Source organism: Klenkia terrae (genome assembly GCF_900491935.1).
GTDB lineage: Bacteria > Actinomycetota > Actinomycetes > Mycobacteriales > Geodermatophilaceae > Klenkia > Klenkia terrae.
In genome coordinates, this window is record NZ_UEXK01000004.1 from 1,503,060 (window position 1) to 1,520,461 (window position 17,402).

General features: G+C 75.4%; 21 protein-coding genes and 4 tRNA genes. 14 read left to right on the plus strand and 11 right to left on the minus strand.

From position 1 onward, the window contains the following. Positions 1–31: 31 nt before the first annotated feature. The gene (locus LFA75_RS07810) at positions 32–1,597 is read right to left on the minus strand and encodes an MFS transporter (RefSeq protein WP_225233083.1); all 1,566 of its coding nucleotides are present in this window, start codon (positions 1,595–1,597) and stop codon (positions 32–34) included. 37 nt (positions 1,598–1,634) lie between these two features. Further along, complete coding sequence (locus tag LFA75_RS07815) at positions 1,635–2,228, minus strand: acyl-CoA-like ligand-binding transcription factor (protein ID WP_225233084.1); 594 nt, start codon at positions 2,226–2,228, stop codon at positions 1,635–1,637. A 135-nt stretch (positions 2,229–2,363) separates the two neighbouring features. Here LFA75_RS07815 and LFA75_RS23805 point away from each other — a divergent pair, with 135 nt between their 5' ends. Together LFA75_RS23805 and LFA75_RS07830 are read left to right on the plus strand one after the other, a co-directional pair. After that, on the plus strand, positions 2,364–3,053 hold the full coding sequence (locus tag LFA75_RS23805; RefSeq protein WP_263639363.1) for an IclR family transcriptional regulator: 690 nt from the start codon (positions 2,364–2,366) through the stop codon (positions 3,051–3,053). Between the two features lie 13 nt (positions 3,054–3,066). Then, positions 3,067–3,309 (plus strand): hypothetical protein, encoded by a 243-nt coding sequence (locus tag LFA75_RS07830; protein WP_225233085.1) that lies wholly within the window; start codon positions 3,067–3,069, stop codon positions 3,307–3,309. Here LFA75_RS07830 and LFA75_RS07835 read toward each other — a convergent pair. From LFA75_RS07835 to LFA75_RS07855, 5 genes are all read right to left on the minus strand, one after another. After that, complete coding sequence (locus LFA75_RS07835; RefSeq protein WP_225233086.1) at positions 3,242–4,420, minus strand: NAD(P)/FAD-dependent oxidoreductase; 1,179 nt, start codon at positions 4,418–4,420, stop codon at positions 3,242–3,244. The two genes, LFA75_RS07830 and LFA75_RS07835, sit on opposite strands and share 68 nt — an antisense overlap. Continuing rightward, the gene (locus LFA75_RS07840; RefSeq protein ID WP_225233087.1) at positions 4,417–4,638 is read right to left on the minus strand and encodes a helix-turn-helix domain-containing protein; all 222 of its coding nucleotides are present in this window, start codon (positions 4,636–4,638) and stop codon (positions 4,417–4,419) included. Before LFA75_RS07840 ends, LFA75_RS07835 begins: the two co-directional genes overlap by 4 nt. Next, positions 4,638–5,117 (minus strand): DUF2975 domain-containing protein, encoded by a 480-nt coding sequence (locus LFA75_RS07845; protein ID WP_225233088.1) that lies wholly within the window; start codon positions 5,115–5,117, stop codon positions 4,638–4,640. The genes LFA75_RS07840 and LFA75_RS07845 overlap by 1 nt, the downstream gene beginning before the upstream one ends. A 64-nt stretch (positions 5,118–5,181) precedes the next feature. Further along, positions 5,182–5,844 (minus strand): response regulator, encoded by a 663-nt coding sequence (locus LFA75_RS07850; protein ID WP_225233089.1) that lies wholly within the window; start codon positions 5,842–5,844, stop codon positions 5,182–5,184. A 14-nt stretch (positions 5,845–5,858) separates the two neighbouring features. Next, positions 5,859–7,055: a sensor histidine kinase gene (locus LFA75_RS07855; protein ID WP_225233090.1), complete on the minus strand. Its 1,197-nt coding sequence runs from the start codon at positions 7,053–7,055 to the stop codon at positions 5,859–5,861. A 126-nt stretch (positions 7,056–7,181) separates the two neighbouring features. Between LFA75_RS07855 and LFA75_RS07860 the strand changes: the two genes are divergently transcribed. Beyond that, complete coding sequence (locus tag LFA75_RS07860) at positions 7,182–7,745, plus strand: M15 family metallopeptidase (protein WP_225233091.1); 564 nt, start codon at positions 7,182–7,184, stop codon at positions 7,743–7,745. A 14-nt stretch (positions 7,746–7,759) separates the two neighbouring features. On the opposite strand, the gene LFA75_RS07865 is transcribed toward LFA75_RS07860, so the two are convergent. Then, positions 7,760–8,533, minus strand: coding sequence for a GGDEF domain-containing protein (locus LFA75_RS07865; protein ID WP_225233092.1), 774 nt, complete (start codon positions 8,531–8,533; stop codon positions 7,760–7,762). 65 nt (positions 8,534–8,598) lie between these two features. Then, positions 8,599–8,671: transfer RNA gene (locus LFA75_RS07870), tRNA-Lys, on the minus strand. Between the two features lie 276 nt (positions 8,672–8,947). Between LFA75_RS07870 and LFA75_RS07875 the strand changes: the two genes are divergently transcribed. Beyond that, the gene (locus LFA75_RS07875) at positions 8,948–10,213 is read left to right on the plus strand and encodes a glycosyltransferase family 2 protein (protein WP_225233093.1); all 1,266 of its coding nucleotides are present in this window, start codon (positions 8,948–8,950) and stop codon (positions 10,211–10,213) included. A 94-nt stretch (positions 10,214–10,307) separates the two neighbouring features. Here LFA75_RS07875 and LFA75_RS07880 read toward each other — a convergent pair whose 3' ends face one another. Next, entirely contained in the window at positions 10,308–11,147 is an 840-nt protein-coding gene (locus LFA75_RS07880) for a hypothetical protein (protein ID WP_225233094.1), read from the minus strand. A gap of 149 nt (positions 11,148–11,296) precedes the next feature. Here LFA75_RS07880 and LFA75_RS07885 point away from each other — a divergent pair, with 149 nt between their 5' ends. The 3 genes from LFA75_RS07885 to LFA75_RS07895 are packed head-to-tail and all read left to right on the plus strand — an operon-like array spanning position 11,297 to position 13,750. Beyond that, positions 11,297–11,824 carry a GtrA family protein gene (locus LFA75_RS07885; RefSeq protein ID WP_225233095.1) on the plus strand — a complete coding sequence of 176 codons (528 nt, stop codon included), beginning with the start codon at positions 11,297–11,299 and terminating at the stop codon, positions 11,822–11,824. Positions 11,825–11,861: 37 nt separating this feature from the next. After that, positions 11,862–13,415: a metallophosphoesterase family protein gene (locus LFA75_RS07890; protein WP_225233096.1), complete on the plus strand. Its 1,554-nt coding sequence runs from the start codon at positions 11,862–11,864 to the stop codon at positions 13,413–13,415. Between the two features lie 17 nt (positions 13,416–13,432). Then, positions 13,433–13,750, plus strand: coding sequence for a hypothetical protein (locus LFA75_RS07895; protein WP_225233097.1), 318 nt, complete (start codon positions 13,433–13,435; stop codon positions 13,748–13,750). Here the strand turns inward: LFA75_RS07895 and LFA75_RS07900 are convergent. Then, positions 13,747–14,391: an AMIN-like domain-containing (lipo)protein gene (locus LFA75_RS07900; protein ID WP_225233098.1), complete on the minus strand. Its 645-nt coding sequence runs from the start codon at positions 14,389–14,391 to the stop codon at positions 13,747–13,749. The two genes, LFA75_RS07895 and LFA75_RS07900, sit on opposite strands and share 4 nt — an antisense overlap. Positions 14,392–14,537: 146 nt before the next feature. Here LFA75_RS07900 and LFA75_RS07905 point away from each other — a divergent pair, with 146 nt between their 5' ends. The 7 genes from LFA75_RS07905 to LFA75_RS07935 all read left to right on the plus strand — a co-directional run. Then, entirely contained in the window at positions 14,538–15,122 is a 585-nt protein-coding gene (locus LFA75_RS07905) for a hemerythrin domain-containing protein (RefSeq protein WP_225233099.1), read from the plus strand. Positions 15,123–15,204: 82 nt separating this feature from the next. After that, positions 15,205–15,277 (plus strand) — tRNA-Glu (locus LFA75_RS07910). Between the two features lie 22 nt (positions 15,278–15,299). Beyond that, a tRNA-Asp gene (locus LFA75_RS07915) sits at positions 15,300–15,373 on the plus strand. Between the two features lie 42 nt (positions 15,374–15,415). Further along, positions 15,416–15,489 (plus strand) — tRNA-Phe (locus LFA75_RS07920). Positions 15,490–15,592: 103 nt separating this feature from the next. Next, positions 15,593–15,838, plus strand: a complete 246-nt coding sequence (locus LFA75_RS07925; RefSeq protein WP_225233100.1) for a hypothetical protein — start codon at positions 15,593–15,595, stop codon at positions 15,836–15,838. Then, positions 15,835–16,767, plus strand: a complete 933-nt coding sequence (locus LFA75_RS07930) for an FAD:protein FMN transferase (RefSeq protein ID WP_225233101.1) — start codon at positions 15,835–15,837, stop codon at positions 16,765–16,767. Before LFA75_RS07925 ends, LFA75_RS07930 begins: the two co-directional genes overlap by 4 nt. Further along, positions 16,764–17,402, plus strand: a 639-nt coding sequence (locus tag LFA75_RS07935) for a ferric reductase-like transmembrane domain-containing protein (protein WP_225233102.1), incomplete at its 3' end; no start/stop codon positions are given. The genes LFA75_RS07930 and LFA75_RS07935, both read left to right, overlap by 4 nt.

Genomic DNA, 17,402 nt, shown 5'->3' on the forward strand with positions numbered 1-17,402 from the left:
CTGCCGGGGCCCTGTGATCAGACCATGCCGCTCAGGGAGCGGTGCGCTCCTCCTCCAGCCGCTGGGCGCCGGTGGTGGTCTTGAGCGCCTTCTCCTTGATGAACAGGACGACGATCAGGGCCAGCGCGGCCAGCGGGGTCGCGATGAGGAACAGCTCGGCGGTGGCGTTGCCGTAGGCGTCCTGCACCAGGGTGCGCACCTCGGCCGGCAGCGTGGAGACGTCCGGGACCGCGGCCTCGCCGGAGCCCGATCCGCCACCGAGGGCACCCAGGTCGGAGGCGACCCGGGCGGCCAGCACGGCGCCGAGGACGCTGACGCCGATGGTGCCGCCCAGGCTGCGGAAGAAGCTCAGCACCGAGGTGGCCGAGCCCAGCTGCGCGGCGGGGACGTCGTTCTGCGCGGCGAGCACCAGGTTCTGCATGAGCATGCCGACCCCGGCGCCCATGACCAGCATGTAGACCCCGATGAGCACGATCGAGGTGTCCGCCGAGATGGTGGCCAGCGCCCCGAAGCCCAGCGTCATCAGCGCGGCGCCGACGACCAGGTAGCGCTTCCAGACGGCGGTCCGGGTGATCAGCTGGCCGGCGACGGTGGAGGAGACCAGCAGACCGAAGATCATCGGCAGCGAGAGCAGCCCGGCGGCGGTCGGCGAGTAGCCCAGCGAGATCTGGAAGTACTGGCTCAGGAACACCGTCCCGCCGAACAGCGCGATGCCGACCAGGGCGCTGGCGACGACGGTGAGGGCGACGGTGCGGTTGCGGAAGATCGTGAGCGGCACGACGGGGTCCGACACCCGGGACTCGACCCAGACGGCGAGGGCCAGCACGACCAGGCCGCCGGCCACCAGCAGCGCACTGGGCACCGACACCCAGTCGTAGCTGTTCCCCGCCAGGGTCACCCAGATCAGCAGCGTCGAGACGCCGGCGGTGATCAGCAGCGCGCCGAGCCAGTCGACCCGGACGCCCTCGCGCGTGACCTGGGTGAGCTTCAGCGTCTTCTGCAGCAGCACGATCGCCAGCAGCGCGAACGGCACGCCGATGAAGAAGCACCAGCGCCAGCCCAGCCAGGAGGTGTCCACCAGGACGCCGCCGATCAGCGGTCCGGCGACGGTGCCGACGGCGAAGACGGCGCCGAAGATGCCGGCGTACCGGCCCAGCTCGCGCGGCGGGATCATCGCGGCCATCACGATCTGCACCAGCGCGGTCAGACCACCGGCGCCGATGCCCTGCACCACCCGGGCGGCGATGAGCATGGTGGTGTCCTGAGCGAGGCCCGAGGCCAGCGAGCCGACGACGAACAGGCCCAGCGAGGACTGCACCAGCAGCTTCTGGCTGAACAGGTCGGCGAGCTTGCCCCACAGCGGGACGGTCGTGGTCATCGCCAGCAGCTCGGCGGTGACCACCCAGGTGTAGACGGACTGGCTGCCGCCGAGGTCGGCGATGATCGTGGGCAGCGCGTTGGACACGACGGTCCCGGCGAGGATCGCCACGAACACGCCCATCATCAGGCCGGACAGGGCCTGCAGCACCTGGCGGCGGTCCATCACCGCCCGGGTGCTGGCAGCGGTCCCGGCGGCCGGGTCCTGGGTGGTGGTCACGGGTGTGCCTTCCTGTTCTGGTTCGCGACGGGGTGGGTCAGGGGGTGGGCAGGCCGGCGGCGAGGGCGTCCAGCGCCTCGTCGACGACGGCGGCCAGCGGGGTGTCGGGCATCCGGTGCCAGCGCATGACGGCCACCCGGGTCGCCGCGGTCAGCACGGCCGCGACGAGGGCCGGGTAGAGGTCGGCGTCGACGTCGGTGCCCGTGCGGGCCGCGACCGCGCCGGCGATCGACCGCTCGTCGCTGGCCGACAGCTCGACCAGCCGGGGCAGCAGCGCCGGGGTCGCGGCGAAGACGGCGAACCGCGCGCGCCAGGTGCCGGCGTCGGCCTCGAACCGCTCGAGCTCGGTGCGCAGCGCGGCCCGGACGGCGTCCAGCAGGTGCAGCGCCGGGTCCTGCTCGGCCAGCCGCTCCGCCAGGCCCGGCCGGCCGGCGCCCTCGGGCTGCAGCAGCGCCTCCTCCTTGGAGGCGAAGTGGTTGAAGAACGTCCGGTAGGACACGTCGGCGGCCCGGGTGACGTCCTCGACGGTGACGTGGTCGAAGCCGCGCTCGGAGGACAGCCGGAGCACCGCGGCCGCCAGCGCGGCCCGGGTGTCGGCCTTCTTGCGCTCGCGGAGCCCGGTGGTGGTCACCGACGACATCAGACACCTTCGCTGCACACTGTGCAACGTTGCCCAGTGTGCATCCGATCACCGCGCGGCCGACGCCGTCCGGACGGGTCCGGGATGGTTTGATCCCCGAACAGGCACGGGCGTGGAGGGTGGCGGGTGAGCGAGGACAGCGACGCGGTCCCGGCGTCCCAGACGCTGGACCGCGGCATCCGGGTGCTCGAGCACCTGGCGGCGACCCGCGAACCGCAGTCCATCGCCACCGTGGCCGCCGCCGTGGGCGTGCACCGCTCGATCGCCTACCGGCTGCTGCGCACGCTGGAGGCGCACCGGCTGGTCGAGCGGGACGCCGAGGGCAGCTACGGGGTCGGCCTGGGCGTCGTCGGGCTGTCCCGGTCGGTGCGGCGCACCCTGCAGGCCGCCGCTACCCCCGAGCTCGCCCGCCTGGTGCGGGAGCTCGGCATGACCGCGTTCCTGGTGGTCCGGGACGGCGACGAGGCGGTGACGGTGAACGCCGTGGAACCCCGCGACTCCCCCGCGCACGTGGCGTTCCGCCCCGGCAACCGGCACCCGGTCCACCTGGGCGCGACCGGGCTGGCCCTGCTCATCCCCGAGCCCCCCGGCGACGACGACCGGCCGGTGCTGCTGGCCGCGCGCGAGCGGGGCTGGGTGTCGTCGCTGGGCGAGGTCATCGCCGGCATGCGGTCGGTGGCCGCGCCGGTGCGACGTCCCGACGGCTCGGCCGCCGGTGCGCTGGCCGTCATCTTCGTGGACCAGGCCGTGGACGACGGCCAGATCGGCCCGGTGCTGGTGTCCGCCGCCGATCGCGTGTCGGCGGTCCTGGGCTGACTACCGTGCAGGCATGACCGACCCCGCTCCCGACCCCGACCGCGTGGCCGATCCCGACCCCGGCGCGACCCCCGAGAAGCCGAAGACCCCCGTCTGGTGGACGGCGGTCCCGGTGCTCGTGGGCGCCTACGCGGTCTACGGGCTGGCGCAGGGCGACACCGGCTCGATCTGGCCCTGGGGCGACATCGTCATCCTGGTCGTCGCGCTGGTCCTGCTGGGCGTCGTGCTGGCTCCCCGGCTCCGCGGCCGCCGCTGACCCGGTCGGGGAACGACCGGTCCCCGAAGAGGACGGCGCGGGCCACCGCCCGCCCCGGCGGGGTCCGCAGCAGCGGGAACCCGGCGCTCACCAGCGCCGGCGAGCGGACCGCGGACAGGCCCCGGCGCAGCAGCAGGCGGCCGCGGAACCGCTCCGGCAGCGCCGCGCCGTCGTAGCCGGCCAGCACCTCCCGGGACGACGTGCGCAGCGCGCGGTCCAGCACCTCGACGGCCAGCGCGGCCTGCCGCAGGCAGGGGTCCAGGCCACCGGCGGTGAGCGGGGAGACCGCCCCGGCGGCGTCGCCGACCAGCAGCCCGGCCGGCCCGGCGATCCGGCGGAGCAGCCCGCCGACCGGGATCGGGCCGCCGCGCTTCTCCACGTCGTCCGGGCGCGGGACGTCGGCGAGCCCCGGCGCGGTGGCGGCGAACTCCTGCAGCGCCGCCCGCATGCCGCGCGGGAAGCGGTCGGCGTGCCCGGCGACCCCGACGTGGGCGTGCTCGCCGTCGTCGACCACCCAGGCCAGGTAGCCCGGCGCCACCGTGGGGTCCAGCACGCAGTGGAAGGTCGGCGGCCGGTCGTGCCGCGGCACCGGGTAGACCTCCTCGGCGCCGGCCAGCAGCAGCCGGTTGCGGTCCAGCCCGAGGTCCGCGGCGACCCGGGAGCGGGCGCCGTCGGCACCGACCAGGAAGCGGGCCCGGACCCGGCTGGTGCCGCCCGGGCCGACCAGGGTGGCGGTGCCGTCGTCCCACCCGTCGTAGCGGGTGCCCAGGGCGAGCAGCACGCCGGCGTCGACGGCGTCGCGGGCGGCGGCGAGGTAGAGCGGGCCCATGTCACCGACCCGGAACTCCTCCCGCGGGCTGTCCAGCGTCACCGGACCGCGCAGCCCCGGCGGGTAGAGCACCACCCGGTGGATCGGTGGGCCGAGGCAGTCCTCGGGCAGGTCGAAGTCGGCCAGGGTCTTGGCCACGAAGATGCCGGTGGTGCGGATCGCGCCGTCCAGGGCGGCCCGCCGGTCCACCAGCACGACGTCGTGCCCCTGCCGGGCCAGCCCGGTGGCGGTGTGCAGCCCGGCCAGGCCGGCACCGACCACGAGGACGTCGACGGCGGTCACGTGCGGTCGGCGGTGTCGGGGACCCACTCGAGCAGGTCGCCGGGCTGGCAGTCCAGCACCCGGCACATCGCCTCCAGGGTGCTGAACCGCACCGCCTTGGCCCGGCCGTTCTTCAGCACCGCCACGTTGGCCGGGGTCAGGCCGACCAGCTCGGCGAACTCGGTCACCCCCAGCCCGCGCTGCGCCAGCGCCACGTCGATGCGCACCCGGATCGGCATCAGATGACCCCGTCCAGGTCGCTGCGCAGCGCGGTGGCCTGGCGCAGCAGCGAGCGCAGCACCAGCACGACAAGCTCGACGACCACGATGCCGACGAGCACCAGGAAGAGCAGCAGCGGCAGGCCGGGGTCCTCGGCGGCGAACCCGACGAGCACGAAGCCGACCGCGAAGACCGCACCCCCGGCGGCGGTGGCCCGCACGATGAGGTCCACCCAGGGCAGGGCGTCGGTGGTGAAGATGCGGTCGCGCTCGACCATGCCCAGCAGCTTCCAGGTGGCCACCACGACCACCTCGAACCCGAGCAGGGTGCCCACGGCGACCGCGGTCAGCGGCCAGCGCGCCCAGGCCAGGTCGGCGTCCTCGCGGGCCAGGGCGGCGAACTGGCCCGGGAAGGCGAAGGTCTGCAGGAACACCAGCAGGACGAACAGCAGGACGAGGGCGATCCGGAGCAGCGGGACGACCCCGACACGGCGCGACATGCATCGAGTCTCGATAGATACCTATCGAAAGTCAATCGCTTCCCACCCGTGTCGCCCGGGTGGGTCAGACCAGGCCGTGCTCGTGGGCGAAGACGACGACCTGCACCCGGTCGCGCAGGCCGAGCTTGCGCAGCACCGCGCCGACGTGGGTCTTCACGGTGGACTCCGACAGGTAGGCCGCCCGCGCGATCTCGCCGTTGGACAACCCCTGCGCCACCGCGGCGAACACCTCGCGCTCCTTCTCCGTCAGATCACCGAACACCCGCGGCACCGGCGACCGCGCCGGCGGCCGGCTGTCCAGCAGGGTGGCCAGGTCGCGCGGGGCCAGCACGGCGTTGCCGGCGTGCACCGTACGGATCGCGTCGCGCAGCTGCAGCGGCGTCGTGTCCTTGAGCAGGAACCCGCTGGCGCCGTGCCGGATCGCCGTCGCCGCCCGGTCGTCCAGGTCGAAGGTGGTCAGCACCACCACCCGGACCGGGCGGGCCCGGGCGGCCACCGCGTCCGGGGCCAGGATCCGGCGGGTGGCCTCCACGCCGTCCAGCTCGGGCATCCGCAGGTCCATCAGGACGACGTCGGGCGCCAGCTCCTCGACCGCGCGGACCGCCTCGTGGCCGTCGCCGGCCACGCCGACCACGCGCATGCCCTCCTGGGCATCGACGATCACCTGCACGCCGGCGCGGAAGAGCTCCTGGTCGTCGACGAGCAGCACCCGGATGTCGTCGTCCACACCGGCATCCTGCGTCACCGGCGGACCGGCAGCCGGGCGGTGACGGCGAAGCGGTCGGGTCCGGGCTCGACGTCCAGCCGGCCGCCGACCGAGGCGAGGCGGTCCCGCATGCCGACCAGGCCGCGCCCACCCGGGGACGGCGCGGCGCCGTCGGTGCCGTTGGCCACCCGCAGGCACAGGCCGTCGTCCCAGATCCGGTCGACCTGCACCGGGGCGTCCCGCCGGCCGTGCCGCAGGGCGTTGGTGACCATCTCCTGCAGCACCCGGTAGGCCACCTGCGCCAGCTCCGGCGGCAACGGCTGCGGCCGCCCGGTCTGCGCGTCGACGACCTCCCGGCCGCTGCGCCGCACGCCCTCCACCAGGTCGTCGAGGTCGGCGAGCACGACGTCCGGCGTCCGGCCGTCGGACCGGGTGGCCTGCAGCACGGTGCGCACGTCCTGCAGCGAGCTGCGGGCCGACGTCGCGATCACCGCCAGGGTCTGCTTGAGGCGGGCCGGGTCGTCGTCGGGCAGGTACTGGCCGGACTCGGCCTGGGCCAGGATCACCGCCAGGGAGTGCCCGACGACGTCGTGCACGTCGGCGGCCAGCCGGGCCTGGTCGCTGCGCAGCCGGGCGACCTCGGCGCTCTCCTGCTCGCGGGCCTCGGCGGCCAGCTGCTGCTGCTGCGAGGTCCGCGCCCGCACCAGGAACCGGACGGCGAGCCCGGCCAGCCACGGCAGCGCCAGCGTGCCCAGCCCGAGACCGACGACGCCGACCTGCAGCGTGGTGCTGCTGGAGATGAGCGGGGCCAGGGCCTCGCGGAAGCTGCCGCCGCTGCCGGGGAACCAGCCGTCGCGGAACAGCAGCAGGCCGATCAGCACGCCCAGCGGCAACGAGATGCCGGCGACCGCGACGGTGGCCGGCCGGCCCCAGCGGGCCGCGCCGAACGCGACGAGGGCCAGGGCGACCTGGGTGACCAGCGGCGGCACGTAGGTGACCACCTGCAGCGCGCAGGTCAGCCAGGCCAGCCCGATGCCCAGCGACGGCAGCCGCCGCCAGGTGAGGACGGCGGCCACGGTGCCCAGCACCACGGCGGCCAGCTGCGCCCCCTGGCCGGGCAGGAACGGCAACAGCCGGACGACGTCGACCAGCCCGACACCGGCGACGACCAGCGCCGGCAGGGCGTCGACCAGCCAGCCGCGGGGGGCGGGGCCGTCCGGGGGTGGCTGCACAGCACGAGCATCGCTGCCCGCGGCCGATCGGACATCCCCCTGGGGTACCGGTCGGTCGGCACCGGCGGCCCGATCCCGGCACCGCGGGTGGAGGTGGCCGGGGCCCTGGGCGGCGAGCGTGGCTGCATGCCCCGCACCCGCCGTCCCCTGGCCCTGCTCCTGTCGTCGCTGGTGCTGGCCGCCTGCGCCAGCACCGCCGTGGCCGGTTCGCCGTCCCCCACCATGACCACCCCGGAGGGCACGGTGATCGGCCCCGAGGACGGCTACCTGCCCGACGGCACCTCGCTGTCGCCGTTCGACACCAGCCAGGCCGCGGTGTCGAACCTGGAGCGGGCGCTGCTGGACGCCCTGCAGGACGCCACCACCGCGGCGGCCGGGGACGGCGTCCAGGTGCAGGTGACCAGCGGCTGGCGCAGCGCCGCGCTGCAGCAGTCGCTGTTCGACCAGGCCGTGGCCGAGCACGGCAGCGTGGAGGAGGCCCGCCGGTTCGTGCTGAGCCCCGAGCACTCCCAGCACGTCACCGGCCGCGCCGTCGACGTCGCGCCCTACGAGGCGATGGACTGGTTGAGCCGGTTCGGGTCGGACTACGGGCTGTGCCGCACCTACGCCAACGAGGCGTGGCACGTCGAGCTGGCGACCTCGCGCGGCGGCGAGTGCCCGGAACCGCTGGCCGACGCCACGGCCGGGTGATCAGCCGATGCTGGTCAGGCGAGGCCGCGCACGGCCCGCTTGCGCTCGTACATCCCGGTGTCGACGACGGCCAGCGCCTCGTCGACCGACTGGCCGGCGGCCATGACCACCACGCCGACCGAGGCCGAGGTGATCGCCGTCCCGCGTCCGGGGACGGGCACCTCCAGCCGGGCCAACCGCTGCCGCAGCCGGGCGGCCACGGGTCCGCAGCCCGGCGGGAGCAGCGCGACGAACTCGTCGCCGCCCAGCCGGCCGACGACCCCGCCGGGCGGCCGGCACACGCCCTCCACGACCCGGACCACCGCCTGCAGGACGACGTCCCCGGCGGCGTGGCCCAGGGTGTCGTTGACGGACTTGAAGTCGTCCAGGTCCAGCAGCACGACGACGGCGCCCTCGACCGCGATCGCCTCGGCGGCCTCGAAGAACCCGCGCCGGTTGGCGATCGCGGTCAGCGGGTCGGTGCGTGCCTGGTGCTCCAGCTCGTCCTGCAGCGCGGTGCGCCGGTCCACCTCCTGCGCCAGGCGCGCGTTCGCGGCGGCCAACCGGTTCTGCAGCCGGACCCACGGGATGGCCGTGATCGGCGCGATGACCAGCGGCATCAGGAACGGCAGCCCGTGCGCGACCAGCTTCACCGGCAGCGCGTCGAAGGTGAGCCCGAGCGCGAGGTAGGCCAGGTGCGTGATGACGACCGACGCGATCGTGCCGGCGACGACCAGGCGGACCACCGCCCGCACCCCCGACGGTGGGCGGTCGTCCGGTCGGGCGGCATCCGGTCCGGACGTGGTCACGGGGTGATCATCGACCACGACGCGCGATCGGCGTAGAGCTCGACCGGGGGACGCCGCGACGGGAGTGGGCCCCGTGGGGATCGAACCCACAACCCGCGGATTAAAAGTCCGCTGCTCTGCCAGTTGAGCTAGAGGCCCGCGACGGATCGCCGCCCGACGAGCCTACGGTCCCGCGGCGCGACGGCCCGGCGATCCCGTGCCGCGCCCGGTCACCGGGGAGGGATCCGGTCACCGCGTGCCGTGACCGGATCCCTGCCGGGTGACCGACTGCGGCCGCGGTGACCGAACGCAGCCGCCGGGGTCGGTGGTCACCCGTTCAGGGCCCGGTCGGCACCGATCGAGGGATGCCGCGACCACGCAGGGTCACCTAGCGTCGGCGGAGTCCCGGTGCACCCTGCAGGAAGCGAGCACGCCATGACCGGCAAGGACCAGGTCGTCACGACCCGGCCGCTCGTCCGCGGCAGCGTGCTGCCCCAGCGCACCGGGGGCCGACCGCTGCGCGCCCGCCTGCGCCGTCGCCGTCCCGCCCCGGCGCCCTCGGGCCCGAAGCTGCTGGTGCTCGTCCCCGCGCACGACGCCGCTGCGACCGTCGCCGACACCCTCGCCTCGCTGCAGGCGCAGACCCGGGTGCCGCACCGCGTCGTCCTGCTCGCCGACGGCTGCACCGACGACACCGAGCAGGTCGCCCGCCGGTTCCCCGGGGTCACGGTCATGCGCACCGTCGAGAACACCGGCGGTCGCGCCGGCGCGCTGACCCAGGGCTGGCGCCGCTGGCAGACCGGCCACGACCTGGTCGCCGTCGTCGACGCCGACACCGTGCTGGCCCCCGACTGCCTCGAGCTGCTCGTCGCCGACCTGGCCACCGCGCCCCGACCGGGTGCCGCGACCGCCCGCTTCGGGTTCGACCAGGGCCTGGGCTCGACCCCCGTCGCCCGCCTGCTCGTCCGCCGCCACCACCGCGAGCACACCGCCTGGATCACCCGTGGGCTGGCCGGCGACCGGTCCGACCACGCCCTCGGCGGGCAGGTCGCCGTGCTCGACGCCCAGGCCCTCCGCGACCTGACCGCCGAGCAGGGCACCCCGGGACCCTGGACCGGCACCGACGACCAGCTGGTCCGCGCCCTGCGCCGGGCCGGCCGCGACCCCCGCACCTCCGCGGGCGCCCGGGCGCACGCCGGTCCGGTGCTCACCCTGCGCACCCTCGCCGGCCACCGGCGGGCCGGCGAGGTGCGGACCGCCCTCGCGCTGCGCACCCGCTTCCGGCGCAGCACCGCGGCCGGGCTGCACCGACCCCAGCTGACCCTGCTGGCCGGCCTCGCCGTCCGGCTCGTCGTGCTCGGCGCGCTGGTCGGGGTGGTCCCGTTCGCGCCGTGGTCCTGGGCGCTGCCGCTGGCCGTCGGCGCGGTCGCCGGGACCGTCCGGGCACTGCGGGCGCCGCACCGCACCGTCGCCGACGTCCTCGGCGGGCTGCTGCTGGTCCCGGCGGAGCTGGACTTCTGGCTGCGGGTCACCGGCACCGCCGGCGCCTGGCTGCAGGTGCTCCGCGGCCGTCCCCGCACCCTGTCTCTCCTATCCTTCTCCCGCTTCTTACCCCCCTCTCTTCGCAGCACTCTGGGGGCGTGGCACACATACACAAACAAACACAGCAGACAGATCTGGGGACCTGAGCCCGCAGCGTAAGAAGGAGTAGGACACGTAGGCGATGGAGGGCACAGTCGGAAGANCGCACCCCCTGATCCGGGGTGGCCGGCTCCCCCTCCGGCCCCCCTCCCCACTAGCCGCAGACCCGGTCCACCAGCTCCTGCAGCTGCGCCCGTTGGTCGTCGGACAGCGGCAGGTCCACCACCGCGGACTCCCCCGCCGCCTCGACGGCCACGGCGAACACGAACGGCTTCTTGGTCTCGGCCAGCACGTGCGGGTCGCAGGTGGCCAGCCCGACCGTGAGCGGCAGGGTCAACTCGTCGTCCCCGTCGGCCAGCGTCGCCGGCAGGTCGGGCACCGCCGGCTCCAGCAGCACGCTGCGCCCCACCGACGAGACGACGACGTCCCCGCCGTCGTCCACCCGGGTGAGGACGACGGACCCGCTGACCCGGTCGCCGTCGGGCACGAGGCCCTCGACGGAGAGCGTGACGTGCTCGGCCAGCCGCTGGGCGGCGCACTCCGCGTCGAACACCAGCTCCAGGTCGTCCCCGGCCAGCGGCACCGTGACCTGCTCCGGCCCGCTCCCCCGGTCGAGCTCGACCACCGCGGCGACCGGCTGGACGGCGGCGGCGCAGTCGACGGCGCCGAACGGCACCGGCAGGTCGATCGTCCGCCGCGGGGCGTAGACCGCCGTCTGCGCGCTCGCCGGCTGCGGCGCGAAGGCCGGGCTGGACAGGGCCACCGAGGTCAGGGTGAAGCCGGCGTCCCCGGTGTCGGTCAGCCGCACGTGGACCTGCCCGCCGACCGCGGCGTCGGTGCGCAGCAGCACCACCTCGCCCTCGACGCCGGGCACCGCGGGCAGGGTCACCGCGGGGGTGTCCGTCGTCGGCGCGGCGGCCGGCGCGTCGGCCGGTGCCGAGCACCCCGCCAGCACCACCAGGAGGACGGCGAGGGAAGGCAGCCCGGACCTCATGCCGCGCACCCTAGAGCGCCGTGTCGGTTGCCTGTGACAACCATCACCGGACTACCGTCCCGCACGGGGAATGCACATCCGTCTCCTGGGTTACCCACGAACGGAGTGCGAAGAGTTCTCCGCACCACCACCGCGAACCTGGAGTCACCGTGACCTGCCCGAGCCTGCTCCGCCGCCACCCCGCGGTGGAGGTCGTCTCCGAGGCGGCCGAGGGTCTCCGGGCGCAGTCGGAGCACCGCGCCGCCCGGCTGGTGCAGCGGCTGCGGGACGGCGACCAGGGCAGCGCCCAGTTCGTCCGGTTCGCCTTCGTCGGCCTGCTGTCCAGCGTGCTCTACGCCGCCCTGTTCGTCGCCTTCGACGGCATCGGCGACCAGCCGGCCAACCTCGTCGGCGCGATCGCCTCCACCCTGCTGGCCAACGAGCTGCACCGCCGGCTCACCTTCCACGCCGGCGACCGCGTCGGCTGGTTCACCGCCCAGTGGGAGGGCGGCGGCCTGGCCGTCGTCGGCCTGGTGGCCACCTCCCTCGCGCTGGCCGGCCTGGACCACCTGGTCGGCGAGGCGTCCTGGCAGGTGCAGGTGCTGCTGATCGGCGCCGTCACCGGGGCCATCGGCGCCGTCCGGTTCGTCGCCCTGCGGGCCTGGGTCTTCACCTCCCGCCAGCTGCGCCACAGCTGATGCGCGGCCCCACCGGGGCCTCGCTACCGTCTCCCCGGTGACCGACCCGACGCCCGCCACCCCGGACGAGGACGCGGACGAGACCCCGGTCGAGACCGTCGAGCGCCGTCCGCGCACCGCGCTGCGGACCACGGTCCGCTGGTTGCAGCGCATCGTCGTGGCGCTGGTCGGCGCCACCCTCGGCGTGCTGCTGCTGGGTCGCGTCGAGGCGCCCATCGGTCCCTTCGACGCCACCGTCGCCTTCACCCCGGCGACCACCGGCGGCGCCGAGCTGGAGATCCCCCCGCTGGGCGCCCTGGCCGTCGACGCCTACGACGGCCCGCTCCGCCTCGACGTCCAGCTGCGCCGGGTGGACCAGCTGCGGGCGCAGGCGCTGGCCACCGACCCCAGCCAGCTCGACGGCGTGGTCGACCGGGTCAGCGCGGACCTGAGGGACGCCGTCACCGAGCTGGCGTGGCGGACCGCCGCCGCCGGGATCGGCGGAGCTGCGCTGTTCTCCCTGGTGGCCCTGCGCCGCCGACGGGAGCCGCTGATCGCCGTCGGCATGTCCACCGTCCTGCTGGCCGGCACCGCCGGGCTGGGCGCCGCGACCTGGCGGCCCGAGGCGCTCAGCCAGCCGACCTACACCGGCCTGCTGGTCAACGCGAACAGCCTGATCGGGAGCGCCCAGGACATCGTGGCCCGCTACGACGCCTACCGAGCCTCCCTGGAGGACCTGGTCACCAACGTCAGCACGCTGTACTCCGCAGTCTCCACGCTGCCCGACCCCAGCGGCACCGGCGAGAGCGTCGCCCTGCTGCACGTCTCCGACATCCACCTGAACCCGGCCGGGGCCGACCTGATCAGCCAGGTCGTCACCCAGTTCGACGTCGACGGCGTGCTGGACACCGGCGACATCGTCGACTGGGGCAGCCCCGCGGAGAACCAGACCTTCGGCTGGATCGGCGACCTCGACGTCCCCTACGTCTACATCCGGGGCAACCACGACTCCGCCGTGACCGCCGCCGCGGTCGCGGCCCAGCCGAACGCCGTGGTCCTCGACGACACCGCGACCACCGTCGCCGGCATCGAGGTCGTGGGCGCACCGGACCCCCGGTTCACCCCGGACAAGGACGCCACCGGGGCCACCGAGACGCTCGAGGAGTCCGGCGAGCAGCTCGCCGACCTCGTCGACACCCTCGACGAGCCGCCGTCGATCGCGCTGGTCCACGACCCGAAGCAGGCCCCGCCGCTGGACGGCCTGGTCGACCTGGTGCTGGCCGGGCACACCCACGAGCGCGAGGTCTCGGTGCTCGACGACGGCACCCGGCTGATGGTCGAGGGCTCCACCGGCGGTGCGGGGCTGCGCGGCCTGCAGGGCGAGGACCCGACGCCGCTGTCGTGCACCGTGCTGTACCTGGACCCGGCCACCGGCGAGCTCACCGCCTACGACGAGATCACCCTCGGTGGGCTCGGCCAGTCCGAGGTCACCATCCAGCGGACCTACGTCGACCCCCTGCCCACCGGCGACGACGAGGACGGCGGGGACGAGGACGGCGAGCCCACGCCCTCGGACGGGCCCACGCAAGGTCCCGCGCAGCCGACCGGCTGACCCCTACGCTGCCGGGCATGACGCCCCTCCGCGCCGCCCGGTTCGCCGTCCCGCTGCTCGCCGCCGTCGCCGTGGCCGGCTGCTCGCTCACGTCGAACAACGTGAGCTGCTCGGGCAACGAGTGCACGGCGACCCTCACCGGCTCGGGCAGCGAGGCGACGATCCTGGGCAACTCCCTGGTCTTCGCCGGCACGCAGGACGGCCGGGCCACGCTGTCCGTCGGCGACGCCGAGGTCTCCTGCGCGGCCGGGGAGTCCGTCACCGCCGGCCCGCTGTCGCTGACCTGCACCTCGGTGGAGGACGACAGCGTGGAGCTGACCGCCAGCCTCGGCTAGTCCTGCACGTCGACGACGATGCGGCTCGGGCCGGTCAGCGCGTAGACCCGGAACGGCCGCTCCGCGTCCAGCCCGACGTAGGCCAGCGCCTGGCCCTCGAACGTCGAGTCGAACCAGACGCCCTGCACCGGACCGCCCTGGCCCGGGTAGGCGCCCCGGCCCACCTCGGTGACCTCCGGCGCCTCGTAGGGGTTGGTGATCCCGGTCAACGTGACCCGCAGGAACGTCGTCCCGGGCACGTCGACCGGCTCGCCGCTGCCCTCGGCCGTCGCGGCGTCGACGTAGGCGACGTCCCAGCCCGGGGCCGCGCTGCCCGACACCTCGAACACGACCCGGTCGAAGCCGTCCTGGTCCCCCACCCGGAGTGCGGTGACCACGGTCGGTCCCTCGCCGGCGGTCGCCTCGCCGGTGTCCGGGGAGGTGTCGGCCGGGAAGGTCGACGGCTGCGCACCGCCGGCGCCCTCGGGGTCGCTGCCGCTGGGCGTCGCCGTGCCCGGTGCGGAGGTCGACGTCGCCGACGTCGCCGCGGCCGACGACGTGGCGCCGGCCTCCTCGGCGTCCCCTCCGCCGCACCCGGCCAGCAGGACCAGGGCGGACAGCGGGACGGCGGCCATGCCTCGGGCCAGAGCGGAGCGGCGCATGCGCCCACAGTGGCAGCCCCGGCGCGCGGGACGGGAGACCGGCGCGCGGTCGGCTCGCCCGGACAGGTGAGGCTGCCCTGCCGTTTCGGCCGGGCCACCACCGGGGAGTGCCCCCGGCGTCCCGCCCGCCCACCGGAAGGTCCCCCGTGCTCGACGTCACCGACTTCATCCTCGAGGACCACCACACCATGCGCCGCCAGTTCGCCCTGCTCGACGACGTCTGGGACGACCCGCGCGCGCTGGGCCTGGTCTGGAAGGGCCTGGCCCGCCTGCTCGACGTGCACGCCGCGTGCGAGGAGGAGGTGTTCTACCCCTACCTGCTGAAGTACGGCGACTCCGGCGACGACGACAGCACCGAGGGCGACGTCGTCGACGAGACCGACGACGCGATCGGCGACCACGACGAGATCCGGGACGCCGTGGCCGCTGCAGGCAAGGAGGAGCCGGGCACCGAGGCCTGGTGGACAGCGGTGCGCAAGGCCCGCGAGGAGAACGACGACCACCTGGCCGAGGAGGAGCACGACGCGCTGCCGGACTTCCGCCGCAACGCCTCCGTCGAGCTGCGCGCGGAGCTGGCGCTGCGCTGGCTGGACTGGCGCTACGCGCACGACTCCGGCGAGGGGATCACCTACGACAAGGACCCCGAGGCCTACATCGCGGAGTACCGGGCGCACCCGGTCGCCGACCCGGTCGACCACCCGGTGGCGGCCACCTCGGTGACCCACGGCTGACGTCCCCGCGACCCGCGCGGCCCCCCTGTCACGGGGGGCCGCACCGGGCATGTATGGTTCTCCATGCCTCCAGCGAGCACGAGCCCTCATCGTCTAGTGGTCCAGGACGCCGCCCTTTCAAGGCGGTAGCACGGGTTCGAACCCCGTTGGGGGCACGCACCACAGCAGCACAAGCAAGGCCCTGTAGCGCAGTTGGTTAGCGCGCCGCCCTGTCACGGCGGAGGTCGCGGGTTCGAGTCCCGTCAGGGTCGCCGACCGATGTCCACGGATCACACCCGGGGATGCCGGCAGCGGGCCAGGTAGCTCAGTCGGTACGAGCGCTCGCCTGAAAAGCGAGAGGTCGGCGGTTCGACCCCGCCCCTGGCCACACCCTCCCTGCATTCCCCCGGTCACAGCGACGGCACAGTCCGCGCACCGGCCCCCAATGGTCCCGGCCGGGACAGTCCTCCTCCTCACCCCGAGGAGGACCCGTGGACCCGATCGACCCCCGCCGCACCGGCATCCGCCGGCTGCGGCTGACCACCGTCGCGGTCGCCGGCAGCGCCCTGGTGGGCACCGCGGCGCTGACCGTCGTGGTCGCCCAGGCCCACCCTGCCGCCGCCACGTCGGCGGAGTCCGCGTTCGGCGGCTCCTCCGCCGTCGAGCCGGCCCCGGGCGCACCCAGCGGGCTCGGGCACGCCTCCGGGGACGCCGACGCCTCGAGCGGCGCCTCGTGACCGCGGTCCGGGAGCGGGCCGTCGCCACCGCCGACTGGACCGCCTGGACCTGCCGGGTCCGGCTGGCCGTCACCGACCCGGCAGCGCTGGCTCCCGCGACGGCTCTCGTCCGCGCCGAACTCGACGCGGTGGACCTGGCCTGCAGCCGGTTCCGGCCCGACTCCGAGCTCGCCGCCGTCGACGCCGCTGCCGGGCGCTGGACGACGGTGGGCCCGCTGCTGGCGCAGGCGTTGGCGGTGGCGCTGCGGGCGGCCCGGCTGACCGGCGGCGCCGTCGACCCCACCGTCGGCGGGGCGATGGTGGCGCTCGGCTACGACCGGGACCTGGACGCCGTCGACCCCGGGTCCGTGCCGCCGGTGCTCGCCCCGGTGGCCGGGTGGCAGACCGTGGAGCTGGACGTCGACGCCGGTCGGGTACGGGTGCCCTACGGCGTCCGGCTCGACCTGGGCGCGACCGCCAAGGCGTGGACCGCCGACCGGGCAGCGGCCGCCGTCGCCCGGGCGGCCGGCGCCGGGGCCCTGGTCTCCATCGGCGGGGACGTCGCCGTGGCCGGGCCCGCCCCGGTCGGCGGGTGGCGGGTCCGGGTGGAGGACGTCGCCGGCGACCCGACCGACCCCGGGTCCCCCGGTTCGGCGGTGGTGTCCCTCACCGACGGCGGCCTGGCCACCTCCGGCACCCGCGCCCGGCGCTGGCTGCACGGCGGCGTCGAGGTGCACCACCTGCTGGACCCGCGGACCGGGCTGCCCGCGGCACCGTTCTGGCGCACCGTGGGCGTCGCGGCCGACAGCTGCGCCGGCGCCAACGCCGCGAGCACCGCCGCCGTCGTCCTCGGGCAGGCCGCGGTGCCGTGGTTGGGCCGGCTGGGCCTGCCGGCCCGGCTGGTCAGCGAGCACGGCGACGTCCTCACCACCGGGGGGTGGCCGGCGTGAGCGTGCTCTCCGACGGCGGGTTCCTCTGGTACCTCAACCGCTCCACCGGCCTGGTCGCCCTGCTGCTGATGACCCTGACCGTCGTGCTGGGCGTCGTCGTCCGGCGCCGCGGCCGGCTGCCCGGGCTGGCCCGCTACGGCGTCGTGGGCCTGCACCGCAACGTCTCGCTGGTCTCGACGGTGCTGCTGGTCGTGCACGTGGCCAGCGCCGTCGTGGACGGCTACGTGAGCATCGGCTGGCTGGACACCGTGGTGCCCTTCGTGGCCGGCTACGAGTCGCTGTGGGTGGGGCTGGGCACGCTGGCCGTCGACGTCCTGCTGGTCGTGGTCGCCACCAGCCTGCTCCGCGGCCGGCTGCCCGTCCGGGCGTGGCGGGCGGTGCACCTGACGTCCTACGCCCTCTGGCCGCTGGCGTTCGCGCACGGCCTGGGCGCCGGCACCGACCTGGGGTCCGGCTGGTTGCTCGCCGGCGCGCTGGCCTGCGCCGCCGCGGTCGCCGCCGCCACCGGCGTCGCCGTGGCCGACCGGCTGCGGTCCCGCTCCGCCCTCGACCGCGCCCCCGCCGCCCTGGCGCAGGCCCGCGCCGCCCTCGCCACCGGCCCCCCCGCGGCCGGGGGCGAGGGCGGCGCCCGTGCC